This window comes from Poseidonocella sp. HB161398, assembly GCF_005870025.1.
GTDB lineage: Bacteria > Pseudomonadota > Alphaproteobacteria > Rhodobacterales > Rhodobacteraceae > Mangrovicoccus.
This window is the reverse complement of record NZ_VATA01000064.1, coordinates 1-17,813: the sequence shown is the minus strand read 5'-3', so window position 1 is coordinate 17,813 and position 17,813 is coordinate 1. Positions and strand designations below refer to the sequence as shown.

Below are 17,813 nucleotides of genomic sequence, written 5' to 3'. Positions count from 1 at the left end.
ACGGGAGAGAAACATGACGAAGATGACGCAATTCGCCCTTGCCGCGCTGGTCGCGGCCGCCCCGGTCCTGGCCCATGCCGAGAAGATGGTCTTTGCCTGGAGCCCCAACCCGCAGACGCCGCAGGTCGATCTGGCGCTGGCGCAGGGCTATTTCGACGCGGCCGGGCTGGAGGTGCAGCTGGTCTCCTTCGCCTCGGGCCGCGAAGGGTTCGAGGCGCTGCTCGGCGGCCAGGTGGACGTGGCCTTCATGGCCGAGTTCCCCGCCGCGACCGGCGCGCTGATGGGCCAGGATTTCCGCATCGTCGGCGATCTGGCGCGCTATTCAGGTTCGCGGGTGATCGGCAATTCCGGGGCAGGGCCGCTCGACAGCCCCGCCGATCTGGCCGGCCGCCGCATCGGCACGACGATCGGCACCAATGTTCACTACTTCCTCGACGGGCTGCTGAAGGACGCGGGCGTCGAGGCAGAGATCGTCTCGGCGGCGCCGCCGGATCTGGTCCCGGCCGTGGCCCGCGGCGATGTCGACGCAATCGCGGCCTTCCCCAGCTTCTATGCCGCGGCCGCGCGCACGCTGGGGGACGGCTATGCCGAGCTGCGCGGCGGCAGCTACCAGGTGCACTACATCCTGGCCGCCACGCCGGAGATGACGGATGCGCGCGCCGCCACGCTGAAGGCCTTCCTCGGCGCGCTGGCCAGGGCCGATGCCGATCTGGCGGCGGACCCGGCGGCGGCGATGCAGGCGGTGGCGGCCTCGATGCAGGGCGCGATGCCGGTCGCCGCGCTGGAGGAGATGTGGCAGGACGTGGATTTCGGGCTGAAGCTGGATGACAGCCTCTCGGGGCTGATCGCCGCCGAGGCCGCCTGGATCCTCGGGCAGGGCGTCGTCCGCGGCGCGCCGCTGAGCCCGGACGATGTCGCCGCCTACATGGCGCCCGCCGCGCTGCAAAGCGTCGCCCCGGACATGGTCTCCCTGGCGAACTGACGCGCCCGGCTCTCCGGCACCCCTTCGGGGGCGCCGTTGCGCTTTGCCGTCCCGGATGCGGCAGGAGCGAAGGCGGCGACCTTGCCCGGCCGGCGCCCGGGCGCGTCCCGCCCTGTCAGAGCACGATCCGGCCGGTGGCGAGCGCCGCGGCCGCGACTGCGGCTCCGAGGCCGATCAGGGCGAAGAGCAGCCATTCGGGACGGGTGAAGACGCGCAGCCGCCGCTCCCGCCGCGCCAGCACGTAAAGGAGCGTCCCGGGCGCGTAGATGCAGAGCGACAGCAGCAGGAAGGCCGATCCGCCGGCATAGACCAGGCCCACGGTGTAGACCACCGCGATCACCGCGCAGGCCCGGTCGGCCAGGCTGCCCTCGCCCGCGATCTTCAGCGCATAGGCGGCGACCAGGACATAGGGCAGCAGGATCATGGTCGAGGTCATGTCGACGGCCAGCCGGAAGGCCTCTTCCGCGAAGTAGCTGACGAGAAGGAAGCCCTGGATCAGCGCATTCGTCATCCAGAGCGCGGCGGCAGGCACCCCGCGGGCGTTCTCGGCCTCGAGGAATCGCGGCATGTCGCCGTTGCGCGCGGCCGAGAACAGCACCTCGGCGGCCAGAAGCGACCAGGAGAGATAGGCGCCCAGCACCGACACGATCAGCCCGGCGCCGATGAACCCGGCGCCCCAGGGCCCGGCCACCGCCCGCAGGACCCCCGCCATGGACGGGTTGCGCAGCCCGCCGAGCTCTTCCTGCGGCAGGATCCCGTAGGAGAAGGTCGTCACCAGCACCAGCAGCGCGAGGACGCCGAGGAACCCGGTCAGCGTCGCGCGGCCGACATCGCGGCGCCGCCGGGCATAGCGCGAATAGACGCTGGCCCCCTCGATGCCGACGAAGACGAAGACGGTGACCAGCATGGTCCCGCGCACCTGCGCGGCCAGACCGGCTGCCTCCAGCGCGGGGCCGCCGTCGAAATTCTCGGCGAAGAGATCGGCGTCGAAGGCCAGCGCCGCGAGCGCGAGGAAGACGAGGATGGGGATGATCTTGGCGACGGTGACAATGGTGTTGACCACGGCCGCGCCGCGCACGCCCCGCAGGATCAGCGCATGGACGAGCCAGACGCCGGCCGAGGAGACCGCGATTGCCGCCGCTGTGCCGCCGTCGCCGAGCACCGGGACGACGCCGCCCAGCGTGGAGCAGACGAGGATCCAGTAGGAGACGTTGCCGAGGCAGCAGACCGTCCAGTAGCCGAGCGCCGAGAGGAAGCCCGGATAGTCGCCGAACCCTGCCTTGGCATAGGCGAAGACGCCGGCATCGAGCCCGGGCCGCCGCCGGGAGAGGCTCTGGAAGACGAAGGCCAGCATCAGCATGCCGCCCCCCGCGATCGCCCAGGCGATCAGCGCGCCGAGCCCGCCTGTCACCCGCCCGAAGGCCTGGGGCAGGGAGAAGATCCCCGCCCCGACCATCGAGCCCACGACCAGCGCGGTCAGCGCCGGCAGCGCGAGCCCGGGCCGCGCCTCTGTGCTCACCGGTGCCGTCCTGCGCTCAGAAATCGACCGGGTCGCGGATGATCGGGCATGTCATGCAGTGCCCGCCGCCGCGCCCGCGGCCGAGTTCGGATCCGTCGATGGTGATGACCTCGATCCCGGCCTTGCGCAGCAGCGTGTTGGCATAGGTGTTGCGGTCATAGGCGAAGACCACGCCCGGCGAGGCGCAGACCAGGTTGGCGCCGCTGTCCCACTGGGTGCGCTCGCGCATGTAGTCGTCGCCGCCGGTCTCGACGACCCGCAGCTCCTTCAGCCCGAGCGCGTCGCGCACCGTCTCGAGGAAGCCGCCCGGGTCCTTGCGCAGCTCCAGCCCGCCCTTGCCGTCGGGACGGTAGGAGAAGGCGTCGATCCGGTGGACGATGTCGGGATAGATCAGCACGCAGTCGCGGTCGGCGAAGGTGAAGATCGTGTCGAGATGCATCGCCGCGCGCAGCTTCGGCATGGCGGCGATGATGACCCGTTCGGCGGCGCCCTGCTCGAAGAGCGCAAGCGCCGCCTGGCTGATTGCCTGGCGCGAGGTCCGCTCGCTCATCCCGATCAGCACGACGCCCTTGCCGATCGGCATCACGTCGCCGCCTTCCAGCGTCGCCAGCCCCCAGGCCTTCGCCGGATCGCCCCACCATTCGGTGACCTTGCCCGCGAAATCCGGATGGAAGCGGTAGATCGCGGTGGCCAGCAGCGTCTCCTCCCGCCGCGCCCGCCAGTAGAGCGGGTTGAGCGTCACGCCGCCATAGATCCAGCAGGTGGTGTCGCGGGTGTAGATCGTGTTCGGCAGCGGCGGCAGCAGGTACTCGTTCACCCCGGCCGCGTCGCGGATCATCGCCAGGGTCTCGCCGCCGATGCTGTCCGGGAACTCGGTCGTCGACAGCCCGCCGATCAGCGTCTCGGCCAGCTCGCGGTCCTTCAGCCCGTCGAGATAGGAGCGCACCTCGTCGACGAAGCCCGCGCCGATCTGGTTCGGCACGACCTGCTGGTCCAAGAGCCAGGCCCGGGCCTCGGGGATGGCGACGGTCTCGGCCAGCAGGTTGTGCATCTCGACCACGTCGATGCCGCGGTCGCGCATCTTCGTCATGAAGTCGAAATGGTCCCGCTTGGCGACATCGACCCAGAGCACGTCGTCGAACAGGAGCTCGTCGCAATTCGTCGGGGTCAGCCGCTTGTGGGCGCGGCCCGGCGCGCAGACCATGACCTTGCGCAACTGGCCCACCTCGGAATGCACGCCAAAGGCTGTCGTGTCGTTCATGCTGCGTTTCCTTCCTAGAGAGTGATGTAGCCGGTGGCGAGGCCGTGGATGCCGATGGCGCAGCCGATCACGGCCAGCCCGAAGATCACCCAGTCGGCGGGCCGTCCGAACCAGCCCGGCTTGCCCTGCTCCCTGCGCGCCCAGACATAGAGCGCCGTGCCGGGCCCGTAGAGGATCGCCGAGAGCAGCAGGAATTCCAGCCCGGCGGCGAAGATCAGGAAGAGCGTGTAGATCACCGCGAGCGCCGCGAAGGCCAGGTCGCGCCTGCGCGCGCCGGCATCGCCGTCATAGCCCTCGCCGCGCCGGGTCATCAGGAAGGCGTAGGCCGCCACCAGGAAGAACGGCACCAGGGTCATCACGCTGGTCAGGTTCAGCATCAGCGCGAAGGCGTCCTGCGACCAGTAGGTGCTGATGATGAAGGCCTGGATGGTCAGGTTCGTCGCCCAGAGCGCATTGGCGGGGACATGGTTGGCGTTCTCGCGGGCGAAGAGCCGCGGCATGTCCTTGGTCTTCGCGGCGACCGACAGGACCTCGGCGCAGATCAGCGACCAGGCGAGATAGGCGCCCAGCACCGAGACCAGGAGCCCGCCGCTGACGAAGATCGCGCCCCAGCGGCCGACCACGGCCTCGAGCACGGCGGCCATCGACGGCTGGCGCATCTCGGCGATCTCGGCCCGCGGCAGCGCGCCATAGGGCAGCAGCGTGACCAGCACGAGCAGCGTGGTGACCGCGAGGAAGCCCAGGATCGTCGCCGTGCCGACATCGCTGCGCTTGCGGGCATAGCGCGAATAGACGCTGGCGCCCTCGATGCCGAGGAAGACGAAAACCGTGACCAGCATGGTGGCGCGGACCTGGTCGAAAAGGCTGGTCTCGGGCATGCCCACGCCGCCCCAGAAATTCGCGCTGAAGACGTCGAACTTGAAGGCGATGAACATGATCAGGATGAAGGCGATGATCGGCACGACCTTGGCGATGGTCACCACCGTGTTGATGAAGGCGGCCTGCTGGATGCCGCGCAGGATCATGAAGTGGAACAGCCAGATCCCTGCCGAGGCGACGAGGATCGCGGGGATCGTGTTGCCGTCGCCGAAGACCGGGAAGAAGGCGCCCAGGGTCGACTTGATCAGCACCCAGTAGGACACGTTGCCGATGCAGGATCCGATCCAGTAGCCGAAGGCCGAGAGATTGCCGGGATAGTCGCCGAAGCCCGCCTTGGCATAGGCATAGACCCCGGCATCGAGGTCGGGCTTGCGCTCGGCGAGGAACTGGAAGGCACGGGCGAGCGTGTACATCCCGCCGGCCGCGATGCACCAGGCGATGATCGCGCCGAAGGGGCCCGTGGCCGTCCCGAATGTCCGTGGAAGCGAGAAGATCCCCGATCCGACCATCGACCCGACGACCATGGCCGTGAGAATGGGAAGGGCGAGGGTGCCGGTGCGGGCAGGACCATCTGTGTCGGCAGGGCTGCTCATAGGTAAATTCCAAATTCATATTTAGCCGACTCGGACGGTACCCCAGGGGGAGGTAAATTTAAAGTTTATTAACAATACTATTCGGATTTGTCGTTTCGACAGGCGGATACCTGCCTTATCAGGTGGTTGCGCGGGTCCGCCCGGCGCCCGCCCGGCCCATGCAACCCGGGCGGGAGTCCTGCGCCATTTCCGCCTGTCCGGGGCGTCAAACCGCCCGCCTCGAGGCGGGACAGCGGGCTCTTCGTCCGGCGTGCCGGGAGGGCGGCCATGGAAGAGGCGGGCGGCGGGCGGATCATCGCTGGCAGGGGCCGTCCCGGGCGGAGCCTGCGCGGGACACTGCGGTCGGCGCGCTTCGCGGCGGCGCGTGCGTGCCGCCGCTCGTCGGGCCGTCCTATCCGCCGCGTTTGCGGAAGAAGGCGGCCAGTGCCATGCAGATGATGACCAGACCGTAGCCGATGGTCGTCGCCGTCAGCCCGAGGGCCGTGGCCAGCGCGCCCGCGATCACCACCGGAATGCCGAAGGCGAGGTAGCTGAGGGTGAAGATCGCCGCGAACAACTCGCCCCGCTCATGGGGCTGTGCCAGCGGCGCCAGAGAGCGGACGGCCCCGTAGAAGCAGGTGCCGAAGCCCGCGCCCGCGAAGGGAAGCGCCAGCAGATAGATCCACACACTGGCCGACAGGATGGCGATCAGCGTCAGGGTGGTGCCCGCGGCAAGGGCCAGCGTGCCGAAGCGCAGCGTCGCCGCCGCCGAGGCGCGCCGGGCAAGGAAGCAGGCCGCCGCCCCGGTTCCGGCCAGCGCCGTGACGACCGCTCCCTGTTCGAGCCCATGGGTCAATCCGAAGACATGGATCGAGATCGACACGCCCAGCGACAGGTAGAACCCGCCTGTGGCCCAGGTCGCGAACAGGGCGGGGGCGACGCGCCAGAAGGCGGGCCGTGCGTCGAAGGGGATGCGGACGCGCGGGCGGAGGGAGGACCAGATGCCGTCATGGCGCGGCGAGGTCTCGGGACATGCCCAGACAAGCGCGGCAAACAGCAAGCTGACCAGCGCCAGCCCCTGGAAGAAGGGATGCAGGGCAAGGGAGCTCATGTCGATCGCCCCGCCTGCCAGAAGCGCGCCGGTCGCCAGCCCGGCAAGCGGCAGCGTGGAATTGCAGATCGCGGCAAGGCCGGGCTTGTCCGCGGGCTCCAGGTCGACGGTCGTCGCCGACAGGGTGGACAGCAGCAGCCCGCAAGCGATCCCCTGGACCGCCCTAGCCGCCATCAGGCCCGCCACGGTCTCGGTTTGCGCGAAGAGCAGGGCGAACAGGGCCAGGAGCAGGAAGCCGGCCGAGAGCGTCGGCCGGCGCCCGAGGTGATCGGAGGCCGAGCCAAGGGTCAGGAGCGTCGCGAGAAGCGTGACGGCATAGATGGCGAAGATGCCGGTGAGCACGACCGGCGAGAACCCGATCTGGGCTTGGAGCTGCGGATAGAAGGGCGACGGCGCGCTGGCGCTGGCCATGACCAGCCCGCTGCCGAGCGCCGCGAATGTGAAGCTTGCAGGTCTGGCAAGCAGATGGCGGATCGCGAACATGTCTGGTCCTTGGTTCGAACTTATTCGAACCTTACGTAGGTTGCATCCGGTCATGGTTCAACTAAATTCGAACCATGACCGAGATCCACTCAGACCTGCCCCATCCCGCCAAGGATGACCTGCGTCTTGAAACCGTCCTGTTCGCACTGAGCGATCCTGCGCGGCTCGACGTCGTGCGGCAGCTAGCCTCCGGGCCCCTGGAAATGGCGCGCTGCCATCTTGTCGATCCCGACATTCCGAAATCCACGAAATCGCATCTGATGAAGGTGCTGCGGGAGGCCGGCGTGATCCGCAATCTGCCGCAGGGGCGCGGCCGCGTGCTCTCGATCCGGCGCGAGGAGCTGGATGAACGGTTTCCCGGGCTGCTCGACGCGGTTCTCAACGCAAGCTGAGAACGGCGGTGCCGCATCTGTCTGTTCTAGATATTTATATATTACTGCTGGTTAGTGGAGGTTCCGCGCGGGAGGTCGGCTCCTGAATGCCCGGTGTCCTGACAAGGAGCAGGCCGGAAGGGCCGCGGCAAGGCTGCCAGCGGATGCACCCCCGGTCCGACCGCCGCTGGCGACGCCTGCCGCTGCCATGCCGCGATCCGCAGGACCGGTCGCATCAGGCACCGCGACCGGCGCGCCGCGATCACCGGGAACGCCCCCCGCATGCGAGACGGCGCCGCGGAGGGACACCCTGGAAGACGCGGACCGGCGACCATGTCCGGCGACGCATCTATCAGGGCACTGGAAGGTCTGCCCGGCCAGGGAGCTTGCGGGAAAGCCCGGGAAGATGGCCTTGAAGGCGGATGGACTTGCTCAATTCCGGCAGCAGACATCGCCAAACCCTGAACGACTTCCTCAAGGACGACGCCCCGAAATCCATCTTCCCGCAAGCTCCCGGACGCACTGCCCCATGCTGTCTAAGGACGGATCCTATCGTGCGGTCCCGGCTGCCGCGCCGCGGCAATCCGGATCCGCATCTTTCCCGGTGCCGCCCGGAGCTTTGGCGCCTGGCGCATGCTGGCGAGCCGCTACGCGGCCCGCGGGATGGCCCGGAGCGGACCCGCGGCCCGAGCCTCTCGGGGAAAGAAGGCCGCGCGTGATTGCTGCATCCGGGCGCGGAGCGGAGAGACCCGCCCGGCAACGGGCCGAATGCAGGGCGCGCGCCGGAGGCGACTGGCGATGGCGCTAGGCGCGCGCGGTGACGACGTTGGACACATGCGGGACGCGCATGGCCGTCCCGTCGATGTAGTCTTCCATGCCCGAGAGGAAGGCCTCCACGGCCTGCGTGATCGCCGCTTCGCCGAGGCCCGACAGCTTGTCCCCGGTATGCATGCCGCCCATCGCCCCTTCGGCAAAGGCCCGCGCGTCGGGATGCTCCACGAAGAGCGTCGTGGATTCCACGCGGAGGTCCCGGAACCCGGCGTTCCCGAACAGATGCCGCAGCTCTTCGCCATCGGGCAGGCTGCAGATGGCGCGGACGGCGTCTCCGGCCTGCGGGCCGGCATGGGCGTCCAGCGCGGCCGCCTGCGCCCGGAGCATCGGGTTCCGCTCCAGCCCCTGCTGGACGCAGCAGGCGACCCGGCCGCCGGCACGCAGGACGCGGTGCAGTTCGCGAAGCGCTGCGGGACGGTCCGGGAAGAATTGCAGGGCCTGCTGGCAGAAGGCGATATCGAACCGGCCATCGCCGAAGGGCAGGCTGCCGGCATCGGCCTCGACCCAGTCCGCCTGCAGCCCGGCCTGCTCTGCGAGACTGCGCGCAACCGCCAGCATCTCGGGGCTGTGATCGGCGGCAGTCAGGCTGCCGGGCGCGGGCACGGCCTTTGCGACCATCCGCGTGACCACGCCGGTGCCGCAGCCGAGGTCCAGGATGTTGTCTCCGTCCCGGGGGCGGGCGCGCCGGATCAGCTCCCTCGCCCAGGGCTCGAAGATGACCGGAACCAGTACAGTTTGATACCGCGTGGCAAAACTGGAGGGATGTCCCATGTTCGCGTCCCCGGAGCTGCGATGGCTGGCGCAAGCCTACACCGCCCGGCGCCGAATCCGAAGCCCGCCGCGTCCGGCCGGCCGCCGCGGAGGCGGGCATTGCAGGCGGCGGGGCGCGCCTCCGGTGGCTGCACGCAAAATGGCAGCGGAACCGGGAGACCGGCTCCGCTGCGCGGGCTGAGGGCTAGAACTCTTTCGCCAGATGGCGGTCAACCGAGAGGTAGCCGCCGCCGAAGGCCGCGATCAGCGCCGCTCCGGCTGCCCAGAAGAGCGAGGCGTAGATCGCTTTCTCCTGGATGCGGGCCCCGAAGGCCAGGCCGCCATCGCCCAGCAGCGCGGCCTGCGCGCCCGGTGTCAGGAGGTCGGGATTGGCCGACAGGTAGGCGAGGCCCTCGGCGGTCAGGAAGGGCTCGGGATAGGGGTGGACGACGTGGAACCACAGCGTGATCAGGAGCATCGCCGCATTGGCGAGCGCGACCGGCCGGGTCAGGAGGCCGATGGCGATCAGCATGCCGCCGAAGAACTGCATGGCGGCCAGCAGCGGCGACCAGAACCAGCCCGGATACATGCCGAGCGACTCGACGAAGCCGGACTGGGCCAGCGGTGCGACGATCTTCGGCCATCCCGCGACGACGAGGGAGACCCCGACCGCCAGGCGGAAGCCGAGCCACCCGACGGGTTCGGCGAATTTCGAATAGACCGGGGAAAGGAACGGGATGACGAGCCGGTCTCGCGCCGGAAGGAAGATATCGGCCATTCTACTGTCTCCTCTGGGATCGTCTTTTGACGTAGGGACATGTTAGGCCAGTTCGCCGCGCGCATAAATTGCTGCCAATCGCACCGGCCATGTGCGAAAACGGCGCTCAATCCGTTGATCCAGATCATTTTTCGCGTCGTTCGGAACTGGTCTTTGCAGGGGCCCGGCCGTGTCCGGACACGCTGCGGCGGCTGCGGTGCAAGGGGCGGGCGGCCTGTCCCCGGAGCAGCCCCGCCGGGCCTTGTCCGGCCGCAGGGAGCTTCCCGGCAGATAGGGCGGCGCGGGACTGCGCGCAATGCCTCTGCGCCCGCCGCCGGGGCCGGCGGTCCGCGCCGTGATCCCCGGCTCGCCAGAGGGAGGCGGGAAGGTGTCCGTCTGTCCGCGCGCCTTGGCGGTCCCGGCCTCTTCGACATGCCGTCCTGCCTCGAGGGGCAGGCGCAGGCGGGTCCCGGTGGCCCGCAGCGCTGCCCCGGCCGTGCGAGGGATGCGTTGCGGGCCACGCTGGCGGCATGGTTGCATCCATGGCGGCGCGGGGTCTGGTCCGTCGTCATTGGCGCAGATCCGTGCGTGCCGCCCGGACCGGCGCGCAATGCCCGGACGGACGCCCGCCGCGCATATCCCCCGCTTGAGCGCCAGGGAGATCGACTTGCGGCCCGCCTGCGCGGAGCAGGCTCCGGGGCGCCTGGCCGTCCCCGGCGAGGGCGCCGATAGGGACATGGCGGTGCCGCGATCCTTCCGGGCCGGGCATCTGTCCGGCCGGTGAGCGGGGCCAGTGCCGGGGTGCGGGCTGTTCTGGCCTGCCCTGCGGGACAGGGTCAGGGCGGGGGGCGGGGGCCAGCTCGGTGCCGACGTTCGGCGGGGTGTCCGGCCCGGCGGGCGCGGGGCATGGACTAGCGCGGAGAGGGCGGGGGCCTCTCGCGCCGCCAGCGCAGGCGCGGAGCCGCGTCTTCTGGGGCCGACAACGCCAGCCCGGCGACTGGGGGCAGAGCAAAGCTGGAAAATTGCCCTGACGGCGGCCGTGCTTGATCTCCTCTTGGAGCGGCCTCGGCCAACGGCTGGAATAGGTCCCTCCCTGGTGATGCCTCAGGGCCATTTTCCGGCCCCTGCCAAGGGCCGGGGTGGCGGAGATGGCCCCGGGACGGCAGGGCCGAGGTCTGCGCCGGCAACCGGGATATGTCCGCCGCCTGGGCATTGCCTGCCCTTGCGCCGCTGCCGGACGGCGTCCGCCCATTGTCTGCCGCCCGCCAGCGGCCGGGACAATGGACGGTGCGCGGAGATCCCGCCGCTAGCGCGAGGGGGTGCAGGCAACGGCGACGGTCATGCCCGCCGAGCCCACGATGCGCCGGTAGCGGTAGGTGCGGGGCAGATAGACCGCCTGGCCCGGCCGGAACTCCCACTCGCGGTCCTCCAGCAGGTCGACATGGCGCGCCCATCCCGACAGGGCGTAAAGCACCGTGTCATGCGCGCCGTCGCCCTCCACGATGCTGTCGAGATCGGGCAGGTAGGTCGTGACGTGGAACGAGAGCGGCGCGCCATGGGCCGCCTCGGTGATCAGCCGGTAGCTGTACTCCTTGTCCGGATAGAGCCAGGTCTTGGGGGTGTCCTCCTGGCGCACCCACTGGATCCGTGTCGTCATTCTAGTCTCCGTTCGACATGTGCGGCCTGGGCCAGTTCGCCCGGATAGAGCAGCCGGGCGAGAAAGCGCCGGGCCCGGTCCGTCCGGGTGTTGGTGAAGAATTCCTCGGGGCTGCCCGCTTCGACGATGCGCCCGCCATCCATGAAGACGATCTCGTCGGCGACATGGCGGGCGAAGCCCAGTTCGTGGGTGACGCAGATCATCGTCATGCCGGTCTCGGCCAGGCGGATCATCACGTCGAGCACTTCGCCGATCATCTCGGGATCGAGCGAGGAGGTCGGCTCGTCGAAGAGCATCACGCCGGGATCCATGGCCAGCCCGCGGGCGATGGCGACGCGCTGCTGCTGGCCGCCCGAGAGCGCGGCCGGGTACTTCGCCGCCTGGTCAAGGAGCCCGACCCGGTCAAGGAGCGCATGGGCCCGGTCGCGCGCCTCGGCCCGGCCGCGGCCCAGGACGCGGCGCGGCGCCAGCATCAGGTTCTGCTCGACGGTCAGATGCGGGAACAGCTCGAACTGCTGGAAGACCATGCCGACCTTGGCGCGCAGCTGCGGCAGCCTGGCGGAGGGATCGCCGACCGAGATGCCGTCGACCTCGATCGACCCTTCGTCGAAGCTCTCCAGCCCGTTGATGCACTTGATCAGAGTCGACTTCCCCGATCCCGAGGGCCCGCAGATCACCAGCACGCGCCCGTCCGGCACGTCGAGCGAGCAGTCGGTGAGCACCTGGAAGCTGCCATAGCGCTTGGTCAGGTTCCGGATCCGTATCATGTCATCTCTGCTCCGCGTTATCGAGCGCCCGCAGGTGGCCGCGGCCGTAGCGGGCCTCGAGCCGGGTCTGGACGATCTGCCAGGCCGAGGTCATGACCAGGTAGTAGATCGAGGCGACCACGAAGAGCTCCAGCGTCAGGAACCGCTCCTGGATCAGCAGGTTGGTCCGCCTCAGCAGCTCTTCCATCGAGATGATCGACGTGATCGAGGTGGTCTTCAGCAGGCCGTTGAGGCTGTTGCCCAGCGTCGGCAGCATGATCCGGATCGCCTGCGGCAGCAGGACGTCGCGCATGGTCTGGACCGGCGTCAGCCCCAGCGCCAGCCCGGCATTGCGCTGCCCGCGCGGGATCGACTGGATGGCGCCGCGGATCACCTCGGCCAGATAGGCCGCCTCGTTCAGCGCCAGCCCGATCAGCGCCGAGGCGACGACCGAGAAGCGCAGCCCGATCTGCGGCAGGCCGGTATAGATGATCACGAGCTGCACCAGCAGCGGCGTGCCGCGGAACAGCCAGACATAGACCTGCGCGGCCCGGCGCAGTGCCGCGACATTCGACATCATCGCCGCCGCCACCAGCCCGGCCAGCGCCAGCCCGATGGCGCCCGAGGCCGCCGTCAGCCAGATCGTCGTCCAGGCGCCGCGCAAGAGGAACGGGCTGAAGAGATAGCCGAAGAAGGCATCCCAGTTCCACATCGTCATAGGAAGCGTCTCCCGGCGCCGCGGCGCCTGCGGTCGGGTCGCTGCCGGAGGACATGGCCCCCGGCAGGGCGGCGCGGGCTCAGAGCCCGGGCCCCTTGACGTCGAACGGGCCTTCCCAGGGCGACTTCCCGTATTTCTCGAAGATCGCCTGATAGCTGCCGTCCTCGCGCATCGCCTGCAGTTCGCCGGCGAAGGCCCGGGCCAGATCCGGGTTGCGGAAGGCGATCGCCACCGGCGACGGATAGAGCCCGGTCAGGGCGAGTTCGGAAATGCCGCGCTGCGCATATTCGGCCGAGACCGCGTCGATGGTGAAGCTGGCATCGATCTGCCCGGCGCGCAGGGCCTGGTAGTTGATGTTGGTGTCGTTGAAGATCATGATCTGGATCGGCGGCAGCCCCTTGGCCTGCAGCTCCTGGTCGAGAAGCTTCAGCTTGTTCTCCTCGTAGCCGCCGATATCGACGCCGATCTTCTTGCCGGCCAGGTCGTCCACGGTCTTGATCTCCGAGGCCTTGCCGGGCAGCGTCGCGACGCTGATCGCCTGGTTCTCGTAGCGCACCAGGTAGATGATCTTGGCGCGCTCCTCGGTGAAGAACACCCCGGTATTGATGATGTCCCAGCGGCCGGCCTGCAGGCCCGGGATCATCGTGCCGAAATCGTCGACGCGGATATGGACCGATGCCAGGCAGAGCCGGTCGATGATCGCGTCGCCGACCTCGACGCGCATGCCCTTCAGCTTGCCGTCCGATCCGAGGTACTGCATCGGCGGCGAAATCGGGTTGATCGAGACCTGCACTTCGCCCGGCACCAGCAGCGCGCTGCCATCGACCTTCGGGGTGCAGTCCTGCGCGAGTCCGGCATGCGGAGATGCCAGCACCGCCATGGCAAGGCCCGCGGCTGCGAGACGTTGAATCCAGCCCTGTTGCATTGCGTTTCCTATTCTTGACGAGAAGCGTGCCGCTAGGACAATCCGGATGCAGTCTGATGTATAACAAAAATATCAGTCACGATTTTAAAAGGTATTTGCGTGATACACTTTTAATCGTTCCGGATCGCGGATCCCGGCCCGCTGCCGCTTTCCTGAGCCAAGCCGGACCGCAGGCGCCGGTTTCCCGGGGGCGCCGGTCTGCGGATCGGCATCGGGCCGACGGCCATATGGAGGTGCCCGTTCGGTCCCCAGTCCGGCCGCCGGATGGCGGGGCCGATTTCCGCGCCCAGCTGGATACGGGCCCGGCGACGCGAAACCCGCAGGTCCGGCGCCGCCAGCCGCGCGCGGCGGGTCTTGCGCTGCAGCGTAAATTTGGCGTATTTACGCTGCAGCGGAAATTTATCGAATTTACGCTCTAGCGCAAGGAGTGGGGCATGGAGGCGAATCTCAGGACGGCAGAGCAGATCGGCACGGCGCTGCGGCGGGCACGGCGGGCGCAGGGGCTGACCCAGGGCGATCTGAGCGCCCGGACCAACCTGCGCGTGGCGACCATCTCCTCGCTGGAAAACGGCGAGCCGGGCACCAAGCTGGCGACGCTCCTGGCGGTCATGGCGGCGCTGGAACTGGAGCTGGGCCTCGGGCCGCGCGGCGGCGGCGCCGCGATCGAGGACATCTTCTGATGGCACGGCGTGCCCGGGGCGGCGCGATGCAGGTCCTGCTGAACGGCCGGCTGGTGGGCGGGCTGCGGCTGGCGCCCTCGGGCGCGCTGGCCTTTTCCTATGCGCCGGACTGGCTCGGCTGGGAGCATGCGATGCCGGTCTCGCTGTCGCTGCCCCTGCGCGAGGAGACGCATCGCGGCGGCGAGGTGCTGGCCTGGCTGGAGAACCTGCTGCCCGACTACCAGCCGGTGCGCGACCGCGTGGCGGCGCGGGTCGGCGCGGGCGGCACCGATGCCTGGCACCTGCTGGAGAAGATCGGCCGCGACTGCGTCGGCGCGCTGCAATTCGTGGCGGGCGAGGTCCCGGAGGCAGGGCACGGGATCGAGGGCGAGCCCGTCGGCGAGGCCGCCATCGCCGCGCTCCTGCGCAACCTCGCCGCCGCGCCGCTGGGGCTCGACCGCGAGGACGACTTCCGCATCTCGATCGCCGGCGCGCAGGAGAAGACCGCGCTGCTCCGGCACGAGGGGCAGTGGCTGAAGCCCGCGGGCATGACGCCGACGACGCATATCCTGAAGACCCAGCTGGGCGTGCTGCCCAACGGCATCAACCTCTCGGACAGCGTCGAGAACGAGTTCCTCTGCATGACCTTCTGCCGCGAGATGGGCGCCGAGGTCGCCGAGGTGGCGATCGCCGATTTCGAAGACGTGCGCAGCCTGGTGGTGACACGGTTCGACCGGCGCTGGAGCGCGGACGGGCGGCTGATCCGGCTGCCGCAGGAGGATTTCTGCCAGGCGCTCGGCGTGCCGCCGGCGCTGAAATACCAGATGGATGGCGGGCCGGGCATTGCCGAGGGCGTCGCGCTGCTCGGCGGCTCCGACCGGCCGCAGGCGGACCAGACGGCCTTCCTCCGCGCGCAGCTGCTCTTCTGGCTTCTGGGCGCGACGGACGGGCATGCCAAGAATTTCAGCCTGGCGCTGCGCCCGGGCGGCTTCCGGATGACGCCGCTCTATGACGTGCTGACGGCGCAGAAGGCGATGCGGGACGGGCAGATCCGGCAGAACCGCATGCGGCTGGCGATGGCGGTGGGCGAGGGCGGGCACTACCGGATGAACGAGGTGGTGCCGCGCCACTACCTGCAGACGGCCAGGGCCGCGGGCTATGGCGTGGCGCTGATGGAGGCGCTGATGCAGGAGGTTGCCGGGCAGGCCGAGGCGGCGGCAGAGCGCACCCTGGCCGCGCTGCCCGAAGGGTTTCCGCAGGACCTGGCATCGGCGGCGCTGGATGGCGTGCGCGACCGGCGCCGTTTGCTGGAGCTCGGGCTGGCCTGACGGCGCGGTCGGGGCCATCCTGCCCGAGGCGCGTGCCGCTCTCCGCTCTCTTCCGGCAATGCGCCTGGGGTCCTGTCGTGCACCGGCCGGGCTCCGATGAGTGCGGCGCGACGCGATAGCGCCGCGGGAGAGACCGCCGGTCCGCCCAGTTGCCACTGCAATTGTCACATCTGGGATTGCCCTCGCCGCGTACGATCGGCGATTGGCGTGGCATGCGGCGGGGTCAGCCACGGCCGGTACCCGTCTGGCCCCCCGTCGCCGTTTCCGGTCATCCCATGCGTTCGGAGGAGTAGCTGCCCGGAGAGGCGGGGAAGACGATGGTCTTCGAGCCGTTGAGGAAGGCGCGGCGGCGGGCGTGGACCGCGCGGGCCAGGACCTGGGCCTCGACGTCGCGGTCGAGCGAGACATAGTCCTCGGGGCTCGGGGCTCGGGGCTCGGGGCTCGGGGCATGGGTGACGGGGACCGTGTCCGGCTCGATGATCGGGCCCTCGTCGAGATCCGCGGTCACGCAATGCGAGGTCGCGCCGATCAGCTTCACCCCGCGGGCATGGGCCTGCTTGTTGGGGGGCGCGCCCCTGAAGCTCGGCAGGAAGCTGTGATGGATGTTGATGATCTTGCCGCTCATCTTCCGGCACGTCTCGTCCGAGAGGATCTGCATGTAGCGCGCCAGCACGATCAGCTCGGCGCCGGCGTCCTCGACCACCGTCATGATCCGCGCCTCGGCTTGCGCCTTGGTCTCCGTCGTCACCGCGATGCAGTGGAACGGGATGTCGTGGTTCACCACCACCTTCTGGTAGTCCATGTGGTTCGAGATCACCGCGACGATCTCCACCGGCAGCGCGCCGATCTTCACCCGGTAGAGCAGGTCGTTCAGGCAGTGCCCGAAGCGGCTGACCATGACGACCACCTTCATCTTCGCGGCCTCGTCATGGAAGGCGAATTCCATCCCCTTCCCGGCGGCGATGGCGGGGAAACCCCGCTCCAGCGCGTCAGCTTCGCCCCGGTCTCGGGGGCGAAGCTGACGCGCATGAAGAAGCGCCCCGTGCCGGGATCGTCGTATTGTGCGCTGTCGGCGATGTTGCAGCCATGCCCGGCCAGGAAGCCCGCGATGGCGGCGACGATGCCGCGGGTCGAGGGGCAGGTGACGATCAGGCAGAATTTCGGCGCCGCTAGGGCGACGGCATCCGCCGCGGCGGTGCGGGTCGGCAGGGTCATGTCCGGGGCCCTCTCGTCAGGTCAGGCGGCGCGCTGCGCCGGGGCGGGCAAGCCCTCGAGGCGGCGGCAGGCGGTCAGGGTATTGGCCAGGAGGCAGGCGATGGTCATCGGACCGACGCCGCCCGGGACCGGGGTGATCGCGCCCGCGACCTGCGCTGCGGAGGCGAAATCGGCATCGCCGGCCAGCCGGGCGGTGCCGTCCGGGCCGGGCACGCGGGTGATGCCCAGGTCGATCACGGTGGCGCCGGGTTTCAGCCAGGCGCCTTTCACCAGCCCCGGCACGCCCGCAGCGGCGATGACGATATCGCCCTGGCGCGCTAGGGCGGCCAGGTCGCCCACATGGCGGTGCGCGACCCGCAGCGTGCAGTCGCGCCGCAGTAGCAGCTGCGCCATCGGCCGGCCGACGATCGGCGGGCAGCCGATCACCAGCGCGGTCCTGCCGCGCAAATCGCCCAACTCCTCCTCGATCAGCATCAGGCAGCCCATCGGCGTGCAGGGCATGATGCCCGCGCCGCCCGAGGCCAGCCGCCCGGCATTGACCGGGTGGAACCCGCCGGCATCCTTTTCCGGCGCGACCGCCTCGCGCACCCGATGTGCGGCGGCAGCGGCAGCTGCACCAGGATGCCGTGGACCGAAAGATCGGCATTGAGCCGGTCGATCAGCGCCAGCAGCTCCGCCTCGGAGGTCTCCGCGGGCAGGCGGTGCGCGACGCTGCGCATCCCCGCGGCCTCGGTCGCGCGGATCTTGGCGGCGGCATGGACCCGGCTGGCGGGGTCTTCGCCGAAGAGGATCACGGCGAGCCCCGGGACGGTGCCGGTGGCGGCCGCGAGCGCGGCCACCTCCGAGGCGATCTCCGCGCGGAGCCGCGCCGCGCGGGCGCGCCCGTCGATCAGCCGCGCCCTCATCCGACCCGCTCCGTCAGCTCCGGCACCGCGTCGAAGAGGTCGGCGACCAGCCCGTAATCGGCGACCTGGAAGATCGGGGCCTCCTCGTCCTTGTTGATCGCGACGATGACCTTCGAGTCCTTCATCCCCGCAAGGTGCTGAATC

15 protein-coding genes and 3 pseudogenes are annotated in these 17,813 nt (G+C 69.6%); 5 read left to right on the top strand and 13 right to left on the bottom strand.

The features are described 5' to 3' along the window. The first annotated feature begins 13 nt into the window (after nucleotides 1-13). Nucleotides 14-982 (top strand): ABC transporter substrate-binding protein, encoded by a 969-nt coding sequence (locus tag FGX59_RS29910; protein WP_138471270.1) that lies wholly within the window; start codon nucleotides 14-16, stop codon nucleotides 980-982. Nucleotides 983-1,097: 115 nt separating this feature from the next. Here FGX59_RS29910 and FGX59_RS29905 read toward each other — a convergent pair whose 3' ends face one another. From FGX59_RS29905 to FGX59_RS29890, 4 genes are all read right to left on the bottom strand, one after another. After that, nucleotides 1,098-2,501 (bottom strand): basic amino acid/polyamine antiporter, encoded by a 1,404-nt coding sequence (locus tag FGX59_RS29905; protein WP_138471268.1) that lies wholly within the window; start codon nucleotides 2,499-2,501, stop codon nucleotides 1,098-1,100. 16 nt (nucleotides 2,502-2,517) lie between these two features. Continuing rightward, complete coding sequence (locus tag FGX59_RS29900) at nucleotides 2,518-3,762, bottom strand: arginine deiminase (protein WP_138471266.1); 1,245 nt, start codon at nucleotides 3,760-3,762, stop codon at nucleotides 2,518-2,520. A 14-nt stretch (nucleotides 3,763-3,776) separates the two neighbouring features. Then, nucleotides 3,777-5,234 (bottom strand): basic amino acid/polyamine antiporter, encoded by a 1,458-nt coding sequence (locus tag FGX59_RS29895; protein ID WP_138471264.1) that lies wholly within the window; start codon nucleotides 5,232-5,234, stop codon nucleotides 3,777-3,779. Between the two features lie 391 nt (nucleotides 5,235-5,625). Continuing rightward, nucleotides 5,626-6,807 carry an MFS transporter gene (locus FGX59_RS29890; protein WP_171060894.1) on the bottom strand — a complete coding sequence of 394 codons (1,182 nt, stop codon included), beginning with the start codon at nucleotides 6,805-6,807 and terminating at the stop codon, nucleotides 5,626-5,628. 74 nt (nucleotides 6,808-6,881) lie between these two features. Here FGX59_RS29890 and FGX59_RS29885 point away from each other — a divergent pair, with 74 nt between their 5' ends. Continuing rightward, nucleotides 6,882-7,199: a helix-turn-helix transcriptional regulator gene (locus tag FGX59_RS29885; RefSeq protein WP_138471261.1), complete on the top strand. Its 318-nt coding sequence runs from the start codon at nucleotides 6,882-6,884 to the stop codon at nucleotides 7,197-7,199. Nucleotides 7,200-7,982: 783 nt separating this feature from the next. On the opposite strand, the gene FGX59_RS29880 is transcribed toward FGX59_RS29885, so the two are convergent. The 6 genes from FGX59_RS29880 to FGX59_RS29855 all read right to left on the bottom strand — a co-directional run bounded on the left by FGX59_RS29880 (nucleotide 7,983) and on the right by FGX59_RS29855 (nucleotide 13,562). Then, nucleotides 7,983-8,780, bottom strand: a complete 798-nt coding sequence (locus FGX59_RS29880; protein WP_138471259.1) for a methyltransferase domain-containing protein — start codon at nucleotides 8,778-8,780, stop codon at nucleotides 7,983-7,985. Between the two features lie 184 nt (nucleotides 8,781-8,964). Further along, on the bottom strand, nucleotides 8,965-9,537 hold the full coding sequence (locus tag FGX59_RS29875) for a DoxX family protein (RefSeq protein WP_138471257.1): 573 nt from the start codon (nucleotides 9,535-9,537) through the stop codon (nucleotides 8,965-8,967). Nucleotides 9,538-10,822: 1,285 nt separating this feature from the next. Then, nucleotides 10,823-11,173: a hypothetical protein gene (locus FGX59_RS29870; protein WP_138471255.1), complete on the bottom strand. Its 351-nt coding sequence runs from the start codon at nucleotides 11,171-11,173 to the stop codon at nucleotides 10,823-10,825. Beyond that, complete coding sequence (locus FGX59_RS29865) at nucleotides 11,170-11,940, bottom strand: amino acid ABC transporter ATP-binding protein (RefSeq protein WP_138471253.1); 771 nt, start codon at nucleotides 11,938-11,940, stop codon at nucleotides 11,170-11,172. Before FGX59_RS29865 ends, FGX59_RS29870 begins: the two co-directional genes overlap by 4 nt. A gap of 1 nt (nucleotide 11,941) precedes the next feature. Then, complete coding sequence (locus FGX59_RS29860) at nucleotides 11,942-12,637, bottom strand: amino acid ABC transporter permease (RefSeq protein ID WP_138471251.1); 696 nt, start codon at nucleotides 12,635-12,637, stop codon at nucleotides 11,942-11,944. A 79-nt stretch (nucleotides 12,638-12,716) separates the two neighbouring features. After that, a complete protein-coding gene (locus FGX59_RS29855) occupies nucleotides 12,717-13,562 on the bottom strand; it encodes an ABC transporter substrate-binding protein (RefSeq protein WP_138471249.1) in 846 nt (281 codons plus the stop codon). A gap of 56 nt (nucleotides 13,563-13,618) precedes the next feature. On the opposite strand from FGX59_RS29855, the gene FGX59_RS29850 reads away from it, so the two are divergent. Genes FGX59_RS29850 through FGX59_RS29840 form a run of 3 tightly spaced genes read left to right on the top strand, consistent with a single transcriptional unit; the run spans nucleotide 13,619 to nucleotide 15,549 of the window. After that, entirely contained in the window at nucleotides 13,619-13,981 is a 363-nt protein-coding gene (locus FGX59_RS29850) for a hypothetical protein (RefSeq protein ID WP_138471247.1), read from the top strand. 15 nt (nucleotides 13,982-13,996) lie between these two features. Next, nucleotides 13,997-14,242 carry a helix-turn-helix domain-containing protein gene (locus FGX59_RS29845; protein ID WP_138471246.1) on the top strand — a complete coding sequence of 82 codons (246 nt, stop codon included), beginning with the start codon at nucleotides 13,997-13,999 and terminating at the stop codon, nucleotides 14,240-14,242. Next, nucleotides 14,242-15,549 carry a type II toxin-antitoxin system HipA family toxin gene (locus FGX59_RS29840; protein WP_138471244.1) on the top strand — a complete coding sequence of 436 codons (1,308 nt, stop codon included), beginning with the start codon at nucleotides 14,242-14,244 and terminating at the stop codon, nucleotides 15,547-15,549. Before FGX59_RS29845 ends, FGX59_RS29840 begins: the two co-directional genes overlap by 1 nt. 268 nt (nucleotides 15,550-15,817) lie before the next feature. Here the strand turns inward: FGX59_RS29840 and FGX59_RS29835 are convergent. The 3 pseudogenes from FGX59_RS29835 to FGX59_RS29825 all read right to left on the bottom strand — a co-directional run. Further along, nucleotides 15,818-16,764: pseudogene (locus FGX59_RS29835) on the bottom strand (formyltetrahydrofolate deformylase). Nucleotides 16,765-16,785: 21 nt separating this feature from the next. Next, nucleotides 16,786-17,669 (bottom strand): annotated as a pseudogene (locus FGX59_RS29830) (bifunctional 5,10-methylenetetrahydrofolate dehydrogenase/5,10-methenyltetrahydrofolate cyclohydrolase). After that, a pseudogene (locus FGX59_RS29825) lies at nucleotides 17,666-17,813 on the bottom strand (electron transfer flavoprotein subunit alpha/FixB family protein); the annotation flags it as partial. The pseudogenes FGX59_RS29825 and FGX59_RS29830, both read right to left, overlap by 4 nt.

Excerpts from the sequence above, each read along its gene's own strand:
- FGX59_RS29910 (WP_138471270.1), top strand. The coding sequence starts at position 14 with ATGACGAAGATGACGCAATTCGCCCTTGCCGCGCTGGTCGCGGCCGCC.
- FGX59_RS29900 (WP_138471266.1), bottom strand. The coding sequence starts at position 3,762 with ATGAACGACACGACAGCCTTTGGCGTGCATTCCGAGGTGGGCCAGTTG.
- FGX59_RS29895 (WP_138471264.1), bottom strand. The coding sequence starts at position 5,234 with ATGAGCAGCCCTGCCGACACAGATGGTCCTGCCCGCACCGGCACCCTC.
- FGX59_RS29890 (WP_171060894.1), bottom strand. The coding sequence starts at position 6,807 with ATGTTCGCGATCCGCCATCTGCTTGCCAGACCTGCAAGCTTCACATTC.
- FGX59_RS29885 (WP_138471261.1), top strand. The coding sequence starts at position 6,882 with ATGACCGAGATCCACTCAGACCTGCCCCATCCCGCCAAGGATGACCTG.
- FGX59_RS29880 (WP_138471259.1), bottom strand. The coding sequence starts at position 8,780 with ATGGGACATCCCTCCAGTTTTGCCACGCGGTATCAAACTGTACTGGTT.
- FGX59_RS29875 (WP_138471257.1), bottom strand. The coding sequence starts at position 9,537 with ATGGCCGATATCTTCCTTCCGGCGCGAGACCGGCTCGTCATCCCGTTC.
- FGX59_RS29870 (WP_138471255.1), bottom strand. The coding sequence starts at position 11,173 with ATGACGACACGGATCCAGTGGGTGCGCCAGGAGGACACCCCCAAGACC.
- FGX59_RS29865 (WP_138471253.1), bottom strand. The coding sequence starts at position 11,940 with ATGATACGGATCCGGAACCTGACCAAGCGCTATGGCAGCTTCCAGGTG.
- FGX59_RS29860 (WP_138471251.1), bottom strand. The coding sequence starts at position 12,637 with ATGACGATGTGGAACTGGGATGCCTTCTTCGGCTATCTCTTCAGCCCG.
- FGX59_RS29855 (WP_138471249.1), bottom strand. The coding sequence starts at position 13,562 with ATGCAACAGGGCTGGATTCAACGTCTCGCAGCCGCGGGCCTTGCCATG.
- FGX59_RS29850 (WP_138471247.1), top strand. The coding sequence starts at position 13,619 with ATGTATAACAAAAATATCAGTCACGATTTTAAAAGGTATTTGCGTGAT.
- FGX59_RS29845 (WP_138471246.1), top strand. The coding sequence starts at position 13,997 with ATGGAGGCGAATCTCAGGACGGCAGAGCAGATCGGCACGGCGCTGCGG.
- FGX59_RS29840 (WP_138471244.1), top strand. The coding sequence starts at position 14,242 with ATGGCACGGCGTGCCCGGGGCGGCGCGATGCAGGTCCTGCTGAACGGC.